This is a genomic window from Mycobacterium sp., assembly GCF_046095365.1.
Taxonomy (GTDB): domain Bacteria; phylum Actinomycetota; class Actinomycetes; order Mycobacteriales; family Mycobacteriaceae; genus Mycobacterium.
The window spans coordinates 1-18,741 of record NZ_JBJTJF010000207.1; the positions used below are offsets into that span (position 1 = coordinate 1).

Consider the following 18,741-nt stretch of genomic DNA (forward strand, 5'->3'; position numbering starts at 1 on the left):
GCATCGTCGGGCTGATGCGGGCCTACGCCAACTTCCTTGCGCCACATAGCATCCGGGTCAACTCCGTACATCCGTGCGGCGTGGACACCCCGATGATCGACAACGACGTGACCCGTGCCTGGCTGGATGGGATCGCCCAGCGGCAGCAGGGCGGCCCGCAGATGTCCAACGCGCTGCCGGTGGAGACACTCGACGCCGAGGACGTCGCCAACGCCGTTTACTGGCTGGTGTCCGACGCCGCCCGATACATCACAGGGGTGGCCCTTCCGGTGGACGCCGGCTTCGTCAACAAGCGCTGAGCCCCGATCAGATCTCCAGCACCGTGGGCACGATCATCGGCTGGCGCCGGTAGGTCTCGCCCACCCACTTGCCGACCGTGCGGCGCACCGCCTGGGCGATCCGGACCGTGTCGGTGACCCGGTCGGCGGCCAGGGACTCGAGTTCCTCCTGGACCTTGCGCGCCGCCGGCTCCAGGGCTTTGGGGTCCTCGGAGAATCCGCGCGAGTACAGGTGCGGCGGGGCCGCGATGCGGCCGGTGCCCCGGTGCACCACCACGGTCACCGCGACGAACCCCGAGCTCAGGACCAGCCGCTCCCCCAGCGTGGTCTCCCCGACGTCCCCGCTGACCAGCCCGTCAATGAACATCTTGCCCACCGGTACCGCACCGGCGATGGTCGCGTGACCTGCAGCCAGGTCGACGCTGACCCCGTTCTCGGCGAGCATGACCCGGTCCTCCGGCACCCCGGTCCGCGCGGCGAGTTTGGCGTTCGCGCGCAGGTGCCGCCAGTGCCCGTGCACCGGCATCACGTTGCGCGGCCGCACCGCGTTGTAGAGGAAGAGCAACTCCCCGGCATAGGCGTGACCGGAAACATGAACGCGGGCTTGCTGGTTGGTGATCACCCTGGCGCCGATTCGCGACAGTGCGTCGATGACGCCGTACACCGCCTCCTCGTTGCCCGGTATCAGCGACGAGGACAGGATGATCAGGTCGTCAGGGGTGATCGAGATGGCACGGTGCTCGCCGCGGGACATCCGGGACAGCGCCGAGAGCGGCTCGCCCTGTGTTCCGGTGGTGATCAGCACCAGGCGGTCGGGCGGCATCATCTCCGCCGCCGAGATGTCGATGACGTCGTGATCGTCGACCCGCAGGAATCCGAGGTCCCGGGCGATCTCCATGTTGCGGACCATCGAGCGGCCCACGAAACTGACCCGCCGGCCCAGGGCCACCGCGGCGTCGACGATCTGCTGGACCCGGTCGACGTTGGAGGCGAAGCAGGCCACCAGTACCCGCTTGCCCTCGGCGTTGCGGATCAGCCGGTGCAGGGTCGGGCCGATCTCGCTCTCCGAGGGCCCGACGCCCGGGATCTCGGAATTGGTTGAGTCACAGAGGAACAGGTCCACCCCGGCGTCGCCGAGCCGGGACATGCCGGGCAGGTCGGTGGGCCGGCCGTCCAGCGGCAACTGGTCGAGCTTGATGTCGCCGGTGTGCAGCACGGTGCCCGCACCGGTGTGGATGGCGACGGCCAGCGCATCGGGGATGGAGTGGTTGACGGCGAAGTACTGGCACTCGAACACACCGTGCGTACTGCGTTGCCCCTCAGCGACTTCGACGAATTTCGGGTTGACGCGGTGCTCCCGGCACTTGGCGGCCACCAGCGCCAGGGTGAACCTCGAACCGACCACCGGGATGTCGGCGCGCAGTTTCAGCAGGAACGGGATCGCTCCGATGTGGTCCTCGTGGGCGTGGGTCAGGACCAGCGCCTCGATGTCCTCCAGCCGGTTCTCGATATGGCGCAGGTCCGGCAGGATCAGGTCGACGCCGGGCTCGTCGTGGTTGGGGAACAGCACCCCGCAGTCGACGATGAGCAGCCGGCCCAGATGCTCGAAAACGGTCATGTTGCGCCCGATTTCGCCGACGCCGCCGAGCGCGGTGACCCGCAGCGCACCGGGCGCCAGCGGACCGGGCGGCGACAGTTCCGGACTCATCACCGCAGCACGGCCGCCGCCCGCATATCCGCGGCCAGTTGGTCGAGTTGCCCGGCGGTGGCGGGCATCTGCGGCAGCCGCGGATCCCCGGCGTCGAAGCCCAGCAGCCGCAACCCGGCCTTGGACATCGTCACCCCGCCCAGCCTGGTCTGGGCGGCGTTCAGCGGGGCGAGCGAGACACTGATCTTGCGGGCGGTGGCCAGATCGCCGGAGTTGAAGGCGGTCAGCATGTCCCGCAGTTGACCCGCGGCCAGATGCCCCCAGACGCTGATGAAGCCGACCGCTCCCACCGCCAGCCACGGCAGGTTCAGCGCGTCGTCGCCGGAGTAGTAGGCCAGCCCGGTGTCGGCCATCACCTGGGCGGCTCCGTGCAGATCACCCTTGGCGTCCTTGACCGCCACGATGTTGGGGTGGCGCGACAGCGTGCGCAGGGTGTCCCAGTCGATGGGCACCACCGAGCGCGGCGGGATGTCGTAGAGCACCACCGGAAGCTCGGTGGCGTCGGCCACGGCGCTGAAGTGCGCGATCAGCCCGGACTGCGGCGGACGTGAGTAGTACGGGGTGACGACGAGCAGTCCGTGCGCGCCGGCCGCGGCTGCGGCCCTGGCCAGGTGCACGCTGTGCGCGGTGTCGTAGGTCCCGACGCCGGCGATGACGCGTGCGCGGTCGCCGACGGCGTCGAGCACCGCGTCCAGAACGGCGGACTTCTCGTCGTCGGTGGTGGTCGGCGACTCCCCGGTGGTGCCGGACACCACCAGGCCGTCACAGCCGGCGTCGACCAGCCGGGTGGCCAGCCGCCCCGCGGCCGCGGTGTCGACGGCACCGTCGGAGAACGGGGTGACGATCGCGGTCAGGACGGTCCCCAGCCGGGCGCCCGCATCGAATCCGCCGGTGCTCACGGGCACTGAGATTACCCGGTCGGCCTTAGAGTTCCGTCGCGAGCGGGCTGGTGGCGACCTCGGTGCCGTCGGGCAGCACGGTGACCTCGAAGTCGGCGAACACCGCGGGCGCGACCTCTGCCAGTCCGCGCAGGCAGGCGATCGCCAAGCGGCGGATCTCGACGTCGGCGTGCTCGCTGGCGCGCATCGCGATGAAGTGCCGCCACGCCCGGTAGTTGCCGGTCACCACGATGCGGGTCTCGGTGTCGTTGGGCAGCACCGCGCGGGCCATCTGGCGGGCCTGCTTGCGGCCCAGGACCGCGTTGGGCTGGTCTTCCAGCCTGCCCTCCAACCTCGCCAGCAGCTCCAGATACGCCGCCCTGCTGGCATCGGCCGCGTCGAGCACGATCCGCTCCAGTTCCGGGTCGTCCTCGAGGCCGGGCGGGATCACCACCCGGGCGTCGTCGGCGGGGACGAAGCGCTGCGAGAGCTGGGAGTAGGAGAAGTGCCGGTGCCGGATCAGTTCGTGGGTGCAGGAGCGCGAGATACCGGTGATGTAGAAGCTGACCGACGCGTGCTCGAGCACCGAGAAATGGCCGACGTCGATGACGTGGCCGATGTAGCCGGCGTTGGTCGCCGTGCGCGGGTTGGGTTTGGACCAGCTCTGGTAGCAGGCCCGGCCGGCGAACTCGACCAGCGCCTGGCCGCCGTCGGCATCCGTGCTCCAGGGCACGTCATCGGGCGCGAGGAACTCGGTCCTGGCGATCAGCTGCACGCGCAGTGGGGCGGTCTGGGCCACGCCGCTGAGCCTAGTGGCGACGGCCCCGCAGGTAGGTCGAGAACCGGTACCGCAACCCCGAACTGCTGTCCTGCCAGGGGCCTGCGGTGCCACTCCACGACTCGTCGAGCATCGGCGCAAGGACGTCCTCGTCCTCGAGGTGCAGGTCGATGTCGACCTCGGTGACCTCGCACCGGGTCGCGACCGGCATGGCCAGGTGGTAGATCTCCGAGCCGCCGATCACCCAGGTCGGGCCGGTTTCGGCGAGGGCGGCCTCGAGGCCGTCAGCCACCTGCGCCCCCTCGGCCCGGTAGCCGCGGTCGCGGCTGAGCACGACGTTGCGCCGGCCGGGCAGCGGCCGGAACCGGGCCGGCAGCGACTCCCACGTGCGCCGACCCATCACCACGGTGTGGCCCATGGTCAGGTCTCTGAACCGGGCCAGGTCTTCGGGCACCCGCCAGGGAATGGCGCCGTCGCGGCCGATCACACCGGAGGTGGACTGCGCCCAGACGAGGCCGACCGAGCTCACACCGCCACCGGCGCCTTGATCGCCGGGTGCGGGTCGTAGTTTCGGATCTCGAAGTCCTCATAGGTGTAGTCGAAAATCGAATCCCGCTGCGCAAGAATCAGTTCCGGGTACGGCCGCGGGTCGCGGCCCAGCTGCTCGGTGACCTGGGCGATGTGGTTGTCGTAGATGTGGCAGTCCCCACCTGTCCAGACGAAGTCGCCCACGGCCAGCCCCGCCTGGGCGGCCATCATGTGGGTCAGCAGGGCGTAGCTGGCGATGTTGAACGGCACGCCGAGGAACATGTCGGCGCTGCGCTGGTAGAGCTGGCAGCTGAGCTTGCCGTCGGCGACGTAGAACTGGAAGAAGGCGTGGCAGGGAGCCAGCGCCATCCTCGGCAGGTCGGCGACGTTCCAGGCCGACACGATGATCCGGCGCGAGTCGGGGTCGGTGCGCAGCAGATCGACCGCGGCGGTGATCTGATCGACGTGCTCACCGGACGGGGTCGGCCAGGACCGCCACTGCACCCCGTAGACCGGGCCGAGATCCCCTGTCGGAGAGGCCCATTCGTCCCAGATCGTGACTCCGTGCCGGCGCAGCCACTCGACGTTGGAGTCGCCGCGCAGGAACCACAGCAGCTCGTAGATCACCGACTTGACGTGGACCTTCTTGGTGGTGATCAGCGGGAATCCGGCCGAAAGGTCGAAGCGCAGCTGATGGCCGAACAGGCTGCGGGTGCCGGTTCCGGTGCGGTCCGATTTCGGGGTGCCCTGCTCGAGCACCAGGCGCAGCAGGTCCTCGTAGGGCGTCAGGATGGGCACGCTGATCACTCTACGTCCGCCCCCCGGCGGGCCCGACACGGTAGAACCAGGACATGCCGATCATCGACGAGTCGATCACCACCCCCGACGGGACCTGCCGGGTCGCCCTGGCGACCCCGGACACCGGGGCCGGTCCCTGGCCGGGGATCGTGATGTACCCCGATGCCGGCGGCGTGCGCCCGGCCCTGCGCGACATGGCGGCGCGGCTGGCCTCGCTCGGGTACGCGGTGCTGCTTCCCGACGTCTACTACCGCAACGGCGACTGGGCGCCGTTCGACATGAAGGCCGTGTTCGCCGACGAGGCCGAGCGGACCCGGCTGTTCGCCATGATGAAGGCGATCACCCCGGAGGTGGTGGCCGCCGACGCGGCGGCGTTCTTCGACTGGCTGGAGGCCCGGCCGGAGGTCAGCGGCGACGGTTTCGGCACCACCGGCTACTGCATGGGGGGACGGACCTCGCTGATGGTCGCCGGACGGCTGCCGGAGCGGGTCGCCGCGGCGATGTCGTTCCACGGCGGCGGGCTGGTCTCCGACGGGCCGGACAGCCCGCACCTGCTGGCCGCCCGCGTCCGGGCGGCGGTGTACGTCGGCGCTGCGGAGGACGATCCCTCCTACACCCCCGGGCAGTCCGCGGAGCTGGACGACGCGCTCACCGCGGCGGGCGTCGAGCACGTCATCGAGTGGTACCCGGCGGCGCACGGATTCGCCGTCACCGACAACGGCCCCTACGACCGGGCGGCCGCCGAACGGCACTGGCGGGCAATGCAATCCTTCTTCGGCCGCCACCTCGGGACGGGGTGAGTCACCTGCGCTTGAAGAACCCCTTGATCGCGTAGTAGACGCCGCGGGACGCGTACAGCCCGATGACGGCCGAGAGGATCACCAGGAAGACGAAGGTCAGCAGCCAGTTCGTGCGACTGTGCGGCACGTTCCACCACACCAGGGTGAACATCAGCGCGCAGACGAACACCACGACGTCGCGCCAGTTCCCCTTGTAGGTCGACGCGGCGGCCCGCAGTTCGCGGTTGCGGTCGACGACGGCGATCAGCTCCCAGACCCGCTCATCGATGCTGCGGCGCAGTGCCCCGCGCAACTCGACGCACTCCTCGGGCAGGCTGTTGAGCAGTTCGATGTCGGACTTGAGAAGGGCGCGGAAGTCGGGGCCCTTGAAGGTTCCCGCCAGCGTTCCCAGCAACGCCCCGCCGGCGATCGGCGCGGCTCCCAGAGCCAGGTCAGAGATTCCGGCCATGACACCCCTTCGTCACATCAACCCTTCATCACAGCGTCACGGCGGCCAGGGTGCCGCCCAGCTCGTAGGCCTGCTGCCGCACGGCCGCATCAACCGCACCGGTGACTTCCAGCACGTCGGCGGACTGCACCAGGGCCAGCCCGGTCGCAATCCGGCCGACCGCCAGGGCGGCGCCGGCGGTGTCGTTGTTGCCGTGCACCCACAGACCGTAGGGCCGCCCGGCGACGTGGTCCAGAACCGGGTAGTAGACCGTGTCGAAAAAGTGCTTCAGTGCCCCGGCCATGTAGCCGAAGTTCGCCGGCGTCCCGAACAGGTACCCGTCGGCGTCCAGCATGTCGCTTACGGTGGCGGCCAGCGCCGGACGGACAACGACGTCGACGCCGCGGACCTCCGGGTCGGAGGTCCCGCTCAGGACGGCCTCGAGCAGCTCGCGGGTGGCCGGCGAGGGGGTGTGGTGAACGACCAGCAGGGTGCTCATCGCCCCGGCCCGTCCGCCTGCAGCCGGACGGCCGTGCGCATGGTCTCCCTGGCCCGGGAGCGGTCGCCGGCGTAGTCGTAGGCGCGGGCCAGCCGGTACCAGCCCCGCCAGTCGTCCGGGTCGGCCTCGACCTCGGCGCGCACGGCGGCGAACAGTTCGTCGGCGGCGTCCCGGTCGACCCGTCCCGACGGCCGCCGCGGCAGACCGGTGACGTCGAGCTCGGCGCCGTCCGAAGCCGCCAGCCGGGCCAGCCGCTGGTGGGCCAGCCCCGCCCGCAGCGTCGCGACGGTCGCCCAGAGCCCGACCACCGGAAGCAGCAGGACGCCCACGCCGAGAGCAATGGCGGCCGGGGTACCGGTTCTCAGCAGCGCCACGGCGGTGCGGGTCAGCACCGCGAAGTAGACCAGCAGGGCAAGGCAGAGGAAGGCGATCAGCAGTTGGGTGCGTGGAATCACAGGTCCAGCAGCGATTCGATACCGATGGTGAGCCCCGGCCGCCGCGGGATCTGCCGCACCGCCAACAGCACGCCGGGAACGAACGAGGTCCGGTCCAGGCTGTCGTGGCGGATGGTGAGAGTCTCCCCCATGGTGCCGAAGAGCACCTCCTGATGTGCCACCAGCCCGGTCAGCCGCACCGAGTGCACCGGCACGCCGTCGACGTCGGCGCCGCGGGCCCCGGCCAGGCCGGTGCTGGTCGCATCGGGGTTGGGCGGCATGCCTTTTCGCGCCTGAGCGATGAGGGCGGCGGTGCGGGTCGCGGTGCCCGAGGGGGCGTCCGCCTTCTGCGGATGGTGCAGCTCGACGACCTCCACCGACTCGAAGTACGGCGCGGCCTTCTGGGCGAAGTGCATCGACAGCACCGCGCCGATCGCGAAGTTCGGCGCTATCAGCACCCCGGTCCCCGGCGCCGCGGCCAGCCAGCCGCGCACGGCCTGCAGGCGGTCCTCGGTGAAGCCGGTGGTTCCGACCACGGCGTGAATGCCGTTGCCGATCAGGAATTTCAGATTGTCCATGACGACGTCGGGGTGGGTGAAGTCGATGACCACCTGGGTCGCGGTCTCGGTGAACATCTGCATCGCATCGCCGGCGTCGACCTCCGCTGTCAGGGTCAGATCGCCGGCGTCGCGCACAGCCGCGCACATCGTCGTCCCGACCTTGCCCCTGGCGCCCAGCACTCCGACTCGCATGGGTGCAGCGTATCCACCGTCTGCCGACGGGGAGCGACCACCGGAGATCCGCAGGGGGGTCGCGGACCTCGACGGTGGCCGCTCCACCGTGCAGTCTTGCACCCCGACACCGGCTGCGGGGTGGGTACCGGTCACACGGCCGGTGGGCCTACAACGGCGACGCGCCCCGCAGGTGCTCGAAGATGAGCGAGGTCTGGGTGCCGGCCACGTCGGCGTCGGCATTGAGGTTGTCCACGACGAACGCGCGCAGATCGTCGGTGTCGCGGGCGGCCACATGAATGATGAAGTCGTCGGCGCCGGCCAGGAAGTAGACGTCGATCACCTGCGGTTTGCGCCGGATCTGCTGGACGAAGGTGCGGATCCTGCCGCGTGCGCCGGCCTGCAGACTCACCGCGACCATCGCCTGCAGCGGCAGGCCGATCGCCGCGGGGTCGATGTCGGCGTGGAAGCCGCGGATGACGCCGAGATCCCGCAGGCGCCGGACCCGGCCGTGGCAGGTCGACGCAGCGACACCGACCGCGTCGGCGAGCGCGCTGTTGGAGATCCTCGCGTCGGCGTGCAGGATCGTCAGCAATCGGCGGTCGACGTCGTCGAGCTCGGGAGTCCGAAGATCCTTCGGTTTATCCGGCCCGACAGCGGCTCTGCTCGCAGATTTTTGCATTATCACCCGATCTTATCGAATTTAGTCCGGACCGATTGCTCTTAACCCGCGTTTTCTTCAGAATTAAGCCACGTCACTTCACCAGCTTTCGCGAGCCTAGGAGCCATCGTGCGCGTCGGCGTACCGACCGAGATCAAGAACAACGAATACCGCGTCGCCATCACCCCCGCCGGAGTCGCCGAACTCGTGCACCGCGGGCACGAGGTGATGGTCCAGGCCGGCGCCGGCGAGGGCTCGGCCATCCACGACCCCGACTTCATCGCCGCCGGGGCGGCGATCGTCGACAGCGCCGACGAGGTTTGGGCGCAGGCCGATCTGCTGCTGAAGGTCAAGGAACCGATCGAGCCCGAGTACTCCCGCCTGCGCAAGGGCCAGGTGCTGTTCACCTACCTGCACCTGGCGGCCTCCAGGCCGTGCGCCGACGCGCTGCTGGCGTCGGGGACCACCTCGATCGCCTACGAGACGGTTCAGGTAGCCAACCCGGACGGGTCGGTCGCACTGCCCCTGCTGGCGCCGATGAGCGAGGTGGCCGGCCGGCTGTCCGCCCACGTGGGGGCCTACCACCTGATGCGCACTCAGGGCGGTCGCGGCGTGCTGATGGGCGGCGTGCCCGGGGTCGCACCGGCCGTGGTGGTCGTGATCGGCGGAGGCATGGCGGGAGACAACGCCGCGGCAGTGGCCCGCGGCATGGGCGCACACGTCACGGTGTTCGATCTCAATATCAACACCCTGCGCAAGATCGACGCCGAGTACGGCGGTGCCATCGAGACCCGGTACTCATCACGGCTCGAACTGGAGAGCGCCGTCAGGCAGGCCGATCTGGTGATCGGGGCGGTGCTGGTGCCCGGCGCCAAGGCCCCCAAGCTGGTCACCAACGCCACCGTCGCGAACATGAAGCCCGGCTCGGTGCTGGTCGACATAGCGATCGACCAGGGCGGCTGCTTCGAGGACTCCCGGCCCACCACCCACGACGAGCCGACCTTCAAGGTGCACGACTCGGTGTTCTACTGCGTGGCAAACATGCCCGGAGCGGTGCCGCGCACGTCCACCTTCGCCCTCACCAACGCCACCATGCCCTATGTGCTCAAACTCGCGGACAAGGGCTGGAAGGCGGCCTGCAAGGCCGATCCCGCTCTTGCCAAGGGTCTGTCGACGCACGACGGCCGGTTGCTCTGCCACCAGGTAGGCGAGGCCCTCGACCTGCCGGCCACCGATCCTGCGACGATTCTCGCCTGACGTTAGGGACTATCCCGCTATCGCCCGAAGCCGTTGCGGCAGTGCACGTTTGGATCGGTGTGGTCCGAGGACCGCGGCTCCCGGCCGGCCGGACAACACCTTGCGCGCGACGGCGTTGACATCCTCGAGGGTGACCTTCTCGATGTCCCGCAGCGTGTCGGCCAGGCTGCGGTACCGGCCGTAGTTGAGTTCGGTGCGGCCGAGACGGTTCATCCGGGATGCCGAATCCTCCAGCCCAAGCAGCAGCCCGCCGCGCAGCGATCCCTTGGCGATCCGGCACTCGGACTCGGTGATGCCGTCGCGGGCTACCTCCTCGAGCACCTCGGCGGTGAGCCTGACCACCTCGTCGAAGCGTTCCGGCAGGCAGCCCGCGTAGACCGAGAACGCACCGCTGTCGGAGAAGGTGTCGACGGCCGAGTACACCGAGTACGCCAGACCCCGGGTCTCGCGGATCTGTTGGAACAGGCGAGAGCTCAGACCGCCGCCCAGGGCGGTGTTGAGCACCGACAGCGCCCACCGGTCCGGCCAGTGCCGACCGGGCACCCGCACCCCGAGAGTCAGGTGGGTCTGCTCGCAGTCGCGGCTCACCAGGGTCAGCTCAGGCCTGCCGTTGAGCCGTCCGGTCCCCTTGCGCGGCGGCTGGGGCCCGCGGCCCCTGACCAGACGGGCCCCGAAGTACTCGCGGGCCAGCGCCACGACGTGCCGGTGCTCGACGTTGCCGGCCACCGCCAGCACCATCCGCTCGGGGACGTAGCGGCGGACGTGGAAGGAGTGCAGCTGACCGCGGGTCATCGCCGACACCGAACCGACACTGCCGATCACCGGCCGGCCCACCGGATGGTCACCGAACATCGCGCTCAGGAAGACGTCGCCGAGGGTGTCCTCGGGATCGTCGTCGCGCATGGCGATCTCCTCGAGCACGACGTCGCGCTCCAACTCGACGTCGGCGGCCGCGCACACGCCGTTGAGCACGACGTCGGCGACCAGGTCGACCGCCATCTCCAGGTCGTCGTCGAGCACGTGCGCGTAGTAGCAGGTGTGCTCCTTGGCGGTGAAGGCGTTCAGCTCCCCGCCCACCGCGTCCACGGCCTGGCCGATCTCGAAGGAACTGCGGGTCGGGGTGGCCTTGAACAGCAGGTGCTCCAGGAAGTGAGCGGCGCCGGCCACGCTGGGCCCCTCGTCGCGCGAGCCAACGTTGACCCAGACTCCCACCGAGGCCGAGCGCACCGACGGCACGAACTCGGTGACCACCCGCAGGCCGCCCGGCAGCACGGTGCGCCGGACGGCCGAGCGGTCAGCTGCCGACGGTCGCGGCATCAGCCGGTGCGGCGTCTCCCGCGGCGGCGTCGTTGTCCTCGGCGACCGGGATCAGCGAGATCTTGCCGCGATTGTCGATGTCGGCGATCTCCACGCGCAGCTTGTCACCGACCTTGACCACGTCCTCGACCTTGGCGACCCGCTTGCCGCGGCCCAGCTTCGAGATGTGCACCAGGCCGTCGCGGCCGGGCAGCAGCGACACGAAGGCACCGAAGTCGGTTGTCTTGACGACGGTTCCGAGGAACCGCTCTCCGATCTTGGGCAGCTGCGGGTTGGCGATCGCATTGATCTTGTCGATGGCCGCCTGAGCCGACGGCCCGTCGGTGGCGCCGACGAACACCGTCCCGTCGTCCTCGATCGAGATCGACGCACCGGTCTCCTCGGTGATCGAGTTGATCATCTTGCCCTTGGGCCCGATGACCTCGCCGATCTTGTCGATCGGAATCTTGATGGCCGTGACGCGCGGGGCGTACGGGCTCATCTCGTCCGGGGCGTCGATGGCTTCGGCCATCACCTCGAGGATGGTCAGCCGGGCCTCCTTGGCCTGGGCCAGCGCCCCGGCCAGCACCTGCGAGGGGATGCCGTCGAGTTTGGTGTCCAGCTGCAGCGCGGTGACGAACTCCTTGGTACCGGCGACCTTGAAGTCCATGTCACCGAAGGCGTCCTCGGCGCCGAGGATGTCGGTCAGCGCGACGTAACGGGTCTCGCCGTTCACCACGTCGGACACCAGGCCCATCGCGATGCCGGCGACCGGCGCCTTGAGCGGCACACCGGCGTTGAGCAGCGACAGGGTCGACGCGCACACCGAGCCCATCGACGTCGAGCCGTTGGAGCCCAACGCCTCCGACACCTGGCGGATGGCGTAGGGGAACTCCTCCACGCTGGGCAGCACCGGCATCAGCGCGCGCTCGGCCAGTGCGCCGTGGCCGATCTCGCGGCGCTTCGGCGAACCCACCCGGCCGGTCTCACCGGTCGAGTACGGCGGGAAGTTGTAGTGGTGCATGTAGCGCTTGGACTTCTCCGGGCCCAGCGAGTCGATCTGCTGGGCCATCTTGACCATGTCCAGCGTGGTGACACCCATGATCTGTGTCTCGCCGCGCTCGAACAACGCGCTGCCGTGCGCCCGCGGGATCACCGCGACCTCGGCCGAGAGCGCGCGGATGTCGGTGATGCCGCGGCCGTCGATGCGGAAGTTGTCGGTCAGGATGCGCTGGCGGACAAGCTTTTTGGTCAGCGAGCGGTAGGCCGCGCCGATCTCTTTCTCCCGGCCGGCGAAGTTCTCGCCCAGCTTGAGCAGCACCTCCCCCTTGATTTCGTCGGTACGGTCGTTGCGCTCGTTCTTGCCGGGAATGGTCAGCGCCTCCGACAGCGGCCCGGTCGCGACGTCGGCGACCGCGGCGTAGACGTCGTCGGCGTAGTCGGGGAACCGCGGGTAGTCGGCGGTCTCCTTGGCTGCCTTCTCGGCCAGCTCCTTCTGCGCCGTGCACAGTGCGGCGATGAACGGTTTGGCGGCCTCCAGGCCCTCGGCGACCACGGTCTCGGTCGGGGCCTGGGCGCCGCCGGCGATCAGCTCGATGACGCGATCGGTGGCCTCGGCCTCGACCATCATGATGGCGACGTCCTGAGATCCGTTCGAGTGCACGACGCGGCCGGCGACGACCATGTCGAACACCGCGTCCTCGAGCTGCTCGACGGTGGGGAAGGCCACCCACTGGTTCCCGCCCGCGGAGCCGGAGATCAGGGCCACGCGCACGCCGCCGACCGGGCCGGAGAACGGCAGACCGGCCAGCTGGGTGGAGGCCGAGGCGGCGTTGATGGCCACCACGTCGTACATCTCGTTGGGGTCCAGGCTCATCACGGTGACGACGACCTGGATCTCGTTGCGCAGCCCGTCGACGAACGACGGGCGCAGGGGCCGGTCGATGAGCCGGCAGGTCAGGATGGCGTCGGTGGACGGGCGTCCCTCGCGCCGGAAGAACGAGCCGGGGATGCGGCCGGCGGCGTACATCCGCTCCTCGACGTCGACCGTCAGCGGGAAGAAGTCGAAGTGTTCTTTGGGGCTCTTGCTGGCGGTGGTCGCCGACAGCATCATGGTCTCGTCATCGAGGTAGGCGACCACGGCGCCGGCGGCCTGTTGGGCCAGCCGGCCGGTCTCGAACCGGATGGTGCGGGTGCCGAAGCTCCCGTTGTCGATGGTGGCGGTCGACTCGAACACGCCTTCGTCGATTTCAGCGACAGACATAAAGGTCCGTACAGCCTTTCTGGGTTCACTTGTTCAGTTTCGCGTCGCCGACCGACCGGGGCAGGCCCGGACGCGAGTGACCCAGATACGGCTACGGCCGTCGATCGAAGCGGCCGGCCTGGTTAGCCCGGCAGCCACTACCGAAGACCGCCCGATCAGGGAGCCTCGCCAGGAGACGCAGGCACGGGACACGCGGATGTGCGCGAACCGCGCCCGGTGCGCGAGCCGGGAACCGGCTCACAGCGCCTCTCATGCTACACGCCGGCGGGGGAACCACCGACCGCGCTCAGCGGCGCAGGCCGAGCCGGTCGATCAGCGACCGGTATCGCTCGACGTCCACCTGGGCGACGTACTTGAGCAGCCGCCGACGGCGTCCGACCAGCAACAACAGCCCGCGGCGGGAGTGGTGGTCGTGCTTGTGCGCCTTGAGGTGCTCGGTGAGATCCGAGATGCGCTTGGTCAGCAGCGCCACCTGGGCCTCCGGGGAACCGGTGTCGGTTGCGTGCAGGCCGTATGAGCCCAGGATCTCTTTTTTCTGCTCGGCGGTCAGCGCCACGGGAACAACTCCATCGTTTTTCAGTGCCGCGAGGGAACTCGGCGCGGCCGCCGCGGACTGCAGCACGCGCGGGGCCGAGTCTAGCAACGCCCAGCGCGACCGGGGAAATCAGTCCTGCGCGGCGAGGATGGCGCGGGCCTTGTCGGTGTCGCGGCCCATGGCGGCGATCAGGTCATCGACGCTGCCGAACTTCTTCTGACCCCGGATGCGGGCGACGAAATCCACCGCGACGTGCTGGCCGGAGAGGTCGGCGGTGGCGTCGAGGACGAAGGCTTCTACGGTGCGGGTGCGCCCGGAGAACGTCGGATTGGTGCCCACCGACACCGCGGCCGGGTGGCGCTCACCCGGCACCACCGTCCCGCGGCTCGGCCCCGGTTGCGGGCCGAGCACGGTGAACCAGGCCGCGTAGACGCCGTCGGCGGGGATGGCGGAGTACATCGGCGGGGCGACGTTGGCGGTCGGGTATCCCAGGCCGTGGCCGCGTCCCTCGCCACGGACAACGACACCCTCCACCCGGTGCGGGCGGCCCAGTGCCTCGGCGGCGGCGACCACGTCGCCGGCGTCGACGCAGGCGCGGATATAGGTCGAGGAGAAGGTGACGGTCTCGCTCTGATGCTGATCGGCGACCAGGGACACCGACTCCACCGCGAAGCCGAGCCGCTCGCCGGCCTTGCGCAGGGTCGAGACATTGCCGGAGGCCTTCTTGCCGAAGGTGAAGTTCTCCCCCACCACCACGTCGAGCACGTGCAGTCGCTCGACGAGCAGTTCGTGGATGTAGCGCTCCGGGGTGAGCTTCATGAAGTCGGTGGTGAACGGCATCACCAGGAACACGTCGATGCCCAATTCCTCGGCCAGTTCGGCGCGGCGGGTCAGCGTGGTCAGCTGAGCGGGGTGGCTGCCGGGGAAGACCACCTCCATCGGATGGGGGTCGAAGGTCATCAGCACCGTCGGCAGGCCGCGCGCGCGGCCGGCCTTGACCGCGCGGGCGATCAGTTCGGCATGGCCGCGGTGTACGCCGTCGAACACCCCGATGGTCAGCACACACCGGCCCCAGTCCGACGGGATGTCGTCCGGTCCGCGCCAACGTTCCACGGGTGCAAGACTACGGCTCACCGAGTTCACCGGGAATGGGCAGGTCAGGTGGGGGTTCCGGGTCGAGCATCCGTTCGGGGTGGTGGACGTCGTTGACGCGCGGCGGCCCGTCGCCGTCGGACCAGCCGATGCGGCCGTCCTGCGTGACACTGGTGGTGTAGATCCCGTCGGTGACAGCGGCGTGATCGGTTCCGCAGCCGAAGAAGACGTTGTCGGCGTCGGTCGGGCCGCCGGCCGCCCACTCGCGCGCGTGGTGGATCTCGCAGTCGTAGCCGCCGACGAAACAGCCGGGCTTGGTGCAGCCCCGATCGCGGGCGTGGCAGATGATTCGATGGTCGGCGGTCGCCAGACGCCGGCTGCGCCCGAGGTAGAGCGGCCGGGCCGAGTGGTTGTCGAAGACCGCGAGGTAGTGGACCGATTCGCCGGCCAGCCTGATCAGATCCCGCATCGGCAGCCGGCCCGTCCCGCCGGTCCGCGCCGGCGGGGGCATCGGGACCGCCGGGTCGGTGGTCGCCCGTGCGGCCTGCTGCAGGTCGGCCAACGTCGTCGTCACCACGACCGACACCGGCGCACCTCGGTGCCGACCGAGGCCGCCCGAAGCGATCGCGGTCTTCAGAGCGAGCTTGAGCGCATCGTGGCAACGCTGCTCGGGGCTTCTCCTGTCGCGGTCGGGATCGGCCTCGGGTTGGTGGCGGCCCGGACGCACGACGGCGGCCACCGCCTCCAGGTAGGCGCGGGCCTCCGGATCCAGCCACCCGGCCAGCCGGCTCATGCCGTCCGGGCCCTGCCGGCCGAGGATCACGCCGCGCCGCCGGGCACGGTCCTCGTCGGTGAAGATGCCGTCGGGGTTGAGGCAGTCGGCGATGACCGTGCCGATCGCCGCGACGAATTGCGCGTCCTGTTCCCGGGCGTGCCGGACCAGGCTGCGTTCCGCCTTCTGCTTGTCGGCGGCGGCGACCGAGGCGGGCAGGGCGTCCAGGGCGCGGCAGACCGCGACGATGTGATCGTCCCCGATCTGGCCGGACTCGACCGCCGCGGCCAGCTCCGGCAGTTCGGCTTCCAGTGCCGGCCCGGTCAGCGACCGGCGGGGCCGGATCCGGGCGGCGACCCTGAACCGGCGCCTGACCTCGGCGGCGGTCACCCGCAGCCGCGCCGCCAGGATGTCGCGGACTGTGACCCCGGCGGGCAATGCCGGATCGTCGGTGCCGTCGGCGGGTTCTGCGATCTCGCCGAAGATCCGGTAGGACAGGCCCCTGTTGGTGCGCTGCTGGGCCTCCAGGCGCCGGGCGATCTCGATGCGGAAGGCGTTGCCCACCAGATCGGTGTCCGTCGCGCGCAGCCGCTGGTGGGCTGCGTCGATCGCGTCGAGCTCCGCGCTGACCGCGGCGCGCGCCGCCTCGGCGGTCAGGAGTTGCGAGGTGCCCATGCCGCCACCGTATTAGCACAGGTGTTCGATATCCAGGATGACCGCACCGGCCTGTGGACGGCGGCGGATCTGTGCACAACTCAGCCGAGGGTCGCCGGCCGGATCACCACCACCGACGTGGTCGTCTCGCCGCGGTCCTCCAGCAGCGCGACCACGCGGCCACCGGGATCGGTCGCGGCGTGGATACCCGCGATCCCCGCGGCCGGCAGCGCCCGGCCATGACTGGCGTCGGCGGCCTGCTCGGCGGTGATGTCCCGGCGGGCGAAGGCCTGCAGGCACGCCTCATCGAGGGTGTAGCTCAGCGCCGGGCGCTCGGCGAGCTCCTCGAGCGTGCGGGCGTGGTCCAGGCCGAAGTCCCCCACCCGGGTGCGCCGCAGCGCGGTCAGGTGGCCGCCGACGGCAAGCGCCGCGCCGAGATCGCGCGCCAGGGCGCGGACGTAGGTACCCGAGGAGCAGTCCACGTCGACGTCGAGATCGACGAACGGCCCCTCTCGGCGGATGTCGAGCACGTCGAAGCGGTCGATGCGTACGGCGCGGAGCGGCAGTTCCACCTCCTGCCCCGCGCGGACCAGTTGGTAGGCCCGCTTGCCGCCGATCTTCACCGCGCTGACCATCGAGGGCCGTTGCGAGATCTCACCGCGCAGTCCGGCGACGCCGGCACCGATCGCGGCGTCGGTCACCGTGGCGGCTGAGACATCCTGCAGCACTTCGCCGTCGGCGTCGTCGGTGGTGGTGGACCGACCCAGGCGGATGGTGGCGGAATACGACTTCGACGTCGCAGTCAGCAGCCCGAGGATCTTGGTGGCGCGTTCGATGCCGATCACCAGCACGCCGGTGGCCATCGGGTCGAGGGTGCCGGCGTGCCCGACCTTGCGGGTGGCGAAGATCCGCCGGCACCGCGACACCACGTCGTGGCTGGTCATTCCCCCTGGTTTGTCGACGACGACGATGCCGGGCGGCGGTGCGCTCACAGCACGATCGCGGTGAGCGCCAACCCGTCGGCCACCGACCACCGCCCGGTCAGCTCGTTCAGCGGCGGGCCGGAGCGCGCCGCGGGGTCGATGAGGATGCGCGAGACGAAACTGCCGGCGGTACCGTCCGATTCGAGTTCGAAGCTGATGTGGGCGTCCTCGAAACCCAGCCACCGCCCGGTCAGGGGGAACCACGCCTTGTAGGTCGCCTCCTTGGCGCAGAACAGAATCCGGTCCCAGTGCAGACCGGCGGGCAATGCCGAGATCTCCCGGCGTTCGGCCGGCAGGCTGACGGCGCCGAGCACCCCGTCGGGCAGTACACCGTGCGGTTCGGCGTCGATGCCCACCGAACGCACCGCGGAACGGCGGCCAACCACCGCTCCGCGATAGCCCTCGCAGTGGGTGAGACTGCCGACCACACCGTCGGGCCAGCGCGGTTCCCCCCTCTCCCCCTTCAGGATCGGCGCCTCGGGCACACCGAGTCTGCCCATGGCCACCCGGGCGCAGTGCCGCACGGTGATGAACTCGTTGCGCCGCTTGTCCACCGAGCGTGCGATCAGCGGCTCCTCCTCCGGCATCGGGGCGAGGTCCGGCGGATCGTGGTAGAGCTCCGCGTACACAAGATCGGCGAGGCCGGCGGGCAGCACGGCCCGCATGAGATCGCTCATCCGCGACGCGCCTTGAGCTTGGCCCGGAAGGCCTCGGCCTGCGCCCGCATCTCGGGCGAGATCATGAAGTGCCCGCCGAACTCGTTGAGATAGCCGGGCGCGTAGTCGGGGTCGGGCAGTACCTGCCGCAGCCAGCGATACGGCTTGCGCCGCCGCCACTCCCGCGGGTAGCCCACCGAGACCTCCTCGAAGCGCACGCCGTCGTACCAGGTGGTCCGCGGGATGTGCAGGTGGCCGTAGACCGAGCAGACGGCGTTGTAGCGGGTGTGCCAGTCGGCGGTGTGGACCGTTCCGCACCACAGCGCGAACTCGGGGTAGAACAGCATCTCGCACGGCTCCCGGCGCAGCGGGAAGTGGTTGACCAGCACGGTGGGAACCGTCCAGTCCAGTTCATCCAGTCTGGCCCGGGTGTAGGTGAGCCGATCCCGGCACCAGGCGTCCCGGGTGGCGTAGGGCTCCGAGGACAGCAGGAACTCGTCGGTGGCGACGACGTTGTGCTCCTTGGCGATGGCCAGTCCCTCGGCTTTGGTGGCCGCGCCCCTGGGCAGGAACGTGTAGTCGTAGAGAACGAACATCGGCACGACGGTGGCCGGCCCGCCCGGCCCGGTCCAGACGGGGTAGGGATGCTCGGGAGTGACGATGTCCATCTGGTCGCACATCTGCACCAGGTGGTCGTAGCGGGCCCGGCCGAA

Annotated in this window: 21 protein-coding genes; 3 read left to right on the forward strand and 18 right to left on the reverse strand. The window is 70.0% G+C overall.

Going from position 1 to position 18,741, the window contains the following annotated elements:
• The coding region (locus tag ACKOQ4_RS16170; protein ID WP_526293605.1) for an SDR family oxidoreductase at positions 1-299 on the forward strand (299 nt) is incomplete at its 5' end.
• Between the two features lie 7 nt (positions 300-306).
• On the opposite strand, the gene ACKOQ4_RS16175 is transcribed toward ACKOQ4_RS16170, so the two are convergent.
• Genes ACKOQ4_RS16175 through ACKOQ4_RS16195 form a run of 5 tightly spaced genes read right to left on the reverse strand, consistent with a single transcriptional unit; the run spans position 307 to position 4,968 of the window.
• Positions 307-1,986, reverse strand: a complete 1,680-nt coding sequence (locus tag ACKOQ4_RS16175; protein WP_526293606.1) for a ribonuclease J — start codon at positions 1,984-1,986, stop codon at positions 307-309.
• A complete protein-coding gene (dapA, locus tag ACKOQ4_RS16180) occupies positions 1,986-2,885 on the reverse strand; it encodes a 4-hydroxy-tetrahydrodipicolinate synthase (protein WP_526293607.1) in 900 nt (299 codons plus the stop codon). The genes ACKOQ4_RS16175 and dapA overlap by 1 nt, the downstream gene beginning before the upstream one ends.
• A 25-nt stretch (positions 2,886-2,910) precedes the next feature.
• A complete protein-coding gene (gene thyX / locus ACKOQ4_RS16185; RefSeq protein ID WP_526293608.1) occupies positions 2,911-3,663 on the reverse strand; it encodes an FAD-dependent thymidylate synthase in 753 nt (250 codons plus the stop codon).
• A 10-nt stretch (positions 3,664-3,673) separates the two neighbouring features.
• Positions 3,674-4,171, reverse strand: a complete 498-nt coding sequence (locus ACKOQ4_RS16190; protein ID WP_526293609.1) for a dihydrofolate reductase — start codon at positions 4,169-4,171, stop codon at positions 3,674-3,676.
• Positions 4,168-4,968, reverse strand: a complete 801-nt coding sequence (locus ACKOQ4_RS16195; RefSeq protein ID WP_526293610.1) for a thymidylate synthase — start codon at positions 4,966-4,968, stop codon at positions 4,168-4,170. The genes ACKOQ4_RS16190 and ACKOQ4_RS16195 overlap by 4 nt, the downstream gene beginning before the upstream one ends.
• A gap of 53 nt (positions 4,969-5,021) precedes the next feature.
• Here ACKOQ4_RS16195 and ACKOQ4_RS16200 point away from each other — a divergent pair, with 53 nt between their 5' ends.
• Complete coding sequence (locus ACKOQ4_RS16200) at positions 5,022-5,768, forward strand: dienelactone hydrolase family protein (protein ID WP_526293611.1); 747 nt, start codon at positions 5,022-5,024, stop codon at positions 5,766-5,768.
• A 1-nt stretch (position 5,769) separates the two neighbouring features.
• Here ACKOQ4_RS16200 and ACKOQ4_RS16205 read toward each other — a convergent pair whose 3' ends face one another.
• The 5 genes from ACKOQ4_RS16205 to aldR all read right to left on the reverse strand — a co-directional run bounded on the left by ACKOQ4_RS16205 (position 5,770) and on the right by aldR (position 8,541).
• On the reverse strand, positions 5,770-6,216 hold the full coding sequence (locus tag ACKOQ4_RS16205) for a hypothetical protein (RefSeq protein WP_526293612.1): 447 nt from the start codon (positions 6,214-6,216) through the stop codon (positions 5,770-5,772).
• Between the two features lie 28 nt (positions 6,217-6,244).
• Positions 6,245-6,694, reverse strand: a complete 450-nt coding sequence (locus ACKOQ4_RS16210; protein ID WP_526293613.1) for a flavodoxin family protein — start codon at positions 6,692-6,694, stop codon at positions 6,245-6,247.
• Positions 6,691-7,149, reverse strand: coding sequence for a tetratricopeptide repeat protein (locus ACKOQ4_RS16215; protein ID WP_526293614.1), 459 nt, complete (start codon positions 7,147-7,149; stop codon positions 6,691-6,693). The genes ACKOQ4_RS16210 and ACKOQ4_RS16215 overlap by 4 nt, the downstream gene beginning before the upstream one ends.
• The gene (dapB, locus tag ACKOQ4_RS16220) at positions 7,146-7,880 is read right to left on the reverse strand and encodes a 4-hydroxy-tetrahydrodipicolinate reductase (protein ID WP_526293615.1); all 735 of its coding nucleotides are present in this window, start codon (positions 7,878-7,880) and stop codon (positions 7,146-7,148) included. The genes ACKOQ4_RS16215 and dapB overlap by 4 nt, the downstream gene beginning before the upstream one ends.
• A gap of 148 nt (positions 7,881-8,028) precedes the next feature.
• The gene (gene aldR / locus ACKOQ4_RS16225; RefSeq protein WP_526293616.1) at positions 8,029-8,541 is read right to left on the reverse strand and encodes an HTH-type transcriptional regulator AldR; all 513 of its coding nucleotides are present in this window, start codon (positions 8,539-8,541) and stop codon (positions 8,029-8,031) included.
• A 108-nt stretch (positions 8,542-8,649) separates the two neighbouring features.
• On the opposite strand from aldR, the gene ald reads away from it, so the two are divergent.
• Positions 8,650-9,777, forward strand: a complete 1,128-nt coding sequence (ald, locus tag ACKOQ4_RS16230; RefSeq protein ID WP_526293617.1) for an alanine dehydrogenase — start codon at positions 8,650-8,652, stop codon at positions 9,775-9,777.
• A gap of 9 nt (positions 9,778-9,786) precedes the next feature.
• Here the strand turns inward: ald and ACKOQ4_RS16235 are convergent, their stop codons facing one another.
• The 8 genes from ACKOQ4_RS16235 to pptH all read right to left on the reverse strand — a co-directional run.
• Positions 9,787-11,094 carry a M16 family metallopeptidase gene (locus tag ACKOQ4_RS16235; protein ID WP_526293618.1) on the reverse strand — a complete coding sequence of 436 codons (1,308 nt, stop codon included), beginning with the start codon at positions 11,092-11,094 and terminating at the stop codon, positions 9,787-9,789.
• Entirely contained in the window at positions 11,072-13,336 is a 2,265-nt protein-coding gene (locus tag ACKOQ4_RS16240) for a polyribonucleotide nucleotidyltransferase (protein ID WP_526293619.1), read from the reverse strand. The genes ACKOQ4_RS16235 and ACKOQ4_RS16240 overlap by 23 nt, the downstream gene beginning before the upstream one ends.
• Before the next feature lie 286 nt (positions 13,337-13,622).
• Positions 13,623-13,892 (reverse strand): 30S ribosomal protein S15, encoded by a 270-nt coding sequence (gene rpsO / locus ACKOQ4_RS16245; RefSeq protein ID WP_526293620.1) that lies wholly within the window; start codon positions 13,890-13,892, stop codon positions 13,623-13,625.
• Positions 13,893-14,000: 108 nt separating this feature from the next.
• Positions 14,001-14,984, reverse strand: coding sequence for a bifunctional riboflavin kinase/FAD synthetase (locus ACKOQ4_RS16250; RefSeq protein WP_526293621.1), 984 nt, complete (start codon positions 14,982-14,984; stop codon positions 14,001-14,003).
• 10 nt (positions 14,985-14,994) lie between these two features.
• Positions 14,995-16,410 carry an HNH endonuclease signature motif containing protein gene (locus ACKOQ4_RS16255; RefSeq protein WP_526293622.1) on the reverse strand — a complete coding sequence of 472 codons (1,416 nt, stop codon included), beginning with the start codon at positions 16,408-16,410 and terminating at the stop codon, positions 14,995-14,997.
• 80 nt (positions 16,411-16,490) lie between these two features.
• Positions 16,491-17,381, reverse strand: coding sequence for a tRNA pseudouridine(55) synthase TruB (gene truB, locus ACKOQ4_RS16260; protein ID WP_526293623.1), 891 nt, complete (start codon positions 17,379-17,381; stop codon positions 16,491-16,493).
• A complete protein-coding gene (gene pptT, locus ACKOQ4_RS16265) occupies positions 17,378-18,049 on the reverse strand; it encodes a 4'-phosphopantetheinyl transferase PptT (protein ID WP_526293624.1) in 672 nt (223 codons plus the stop codon). The genes truB and pptT overlap by 4 nt, the downstream gene beginning before the upstream one ends.
• A partial coding sequence (pptH, locus tag ACKOQ4_RS16270) for an ACP phosphodiesterase PptH (RefSeq protein WP_526293625.1) occupies positions 18,046-18,741 on the reverse strand: 696 nt, incomplete at its 5' end. The genes pptH and pptT, both read right to left, overlap by 4 nt.

Bases quoted from the DNA above. Each gene is read 5' to 3' on its own strand.
- ACKOQ4_RS16255 (WP_526293622.1), bottom strand. From the start codon at position 16,410: ATGGGCACCTCGCAACTCCTGACCGCCGAGGCGGCGCGCGCCGCGGTC.
- ACKOQ4_RS16200 (WP_526293611.1), top strand. From the start codon at position 5,022: ATGCCGATCATCGACGAGTCGATCACCACCCCCGACGGGACCTGCCGG.
- dapB (WP_526293615.1), bottom strand. From the start codon at position 7,880: ATGCGAGTCGGAGTGCTGGGCGCCAGGGGCAAGGTCGGGACGACGATG.
- ACKOQ4_RS16235 (WP_526293618.1), bottom strand. From the start codon at position 11,094: ATGCCGCGACCGTCGGCAGCTGACCGCTCGGCCGTCCGGCGCACCGTG.
- ACKOQ4_RS16210 (WP_526293613.1), bottom strand. From the start codon at position 6,694: ATGAGCACCCTGCTGGTCGTTCACCACACCCCCTCGCCGGCCACCCGC.
- ACKOQ4_RS16175 (WP_526293606.1), bottom strand. From the start codon at position 1,986: ATGAGTCCGGAACTGTCGCCGCCCGGTCCGCTGGCGCCCGGTGCGCTG.
- pptT (WP_526293624.1), bottom strand. From the start codon at position 18,049: ATGAGCGATCTCATGCGGGCCGTGCTGCCCGCCGGCCTCGCCGATCTT.
- ACKOQ4_RS16240 (WP_526293619.1), bottom strand. From the start codon at position 13,336: ATGTCTGTCGCTGAAATCGACGAAGGCGTGTTCGAGTCGACCGCCACC.
- ACKOQ4_RS16205 (WP_526293612.1), bottom strand. From the start codon at position 6,216: ATGGCCGGAATCTCTGACCTGGCTCTGGGAGCCGCGCCGATCGCCGGC.
- aldR (WP_526293616.1), bottom strand. From the start codon at position 8,541: ATGCAAAAATCTGCGAGCAGAGCCGCTGTCGGGCCGGATAAACCGAAG.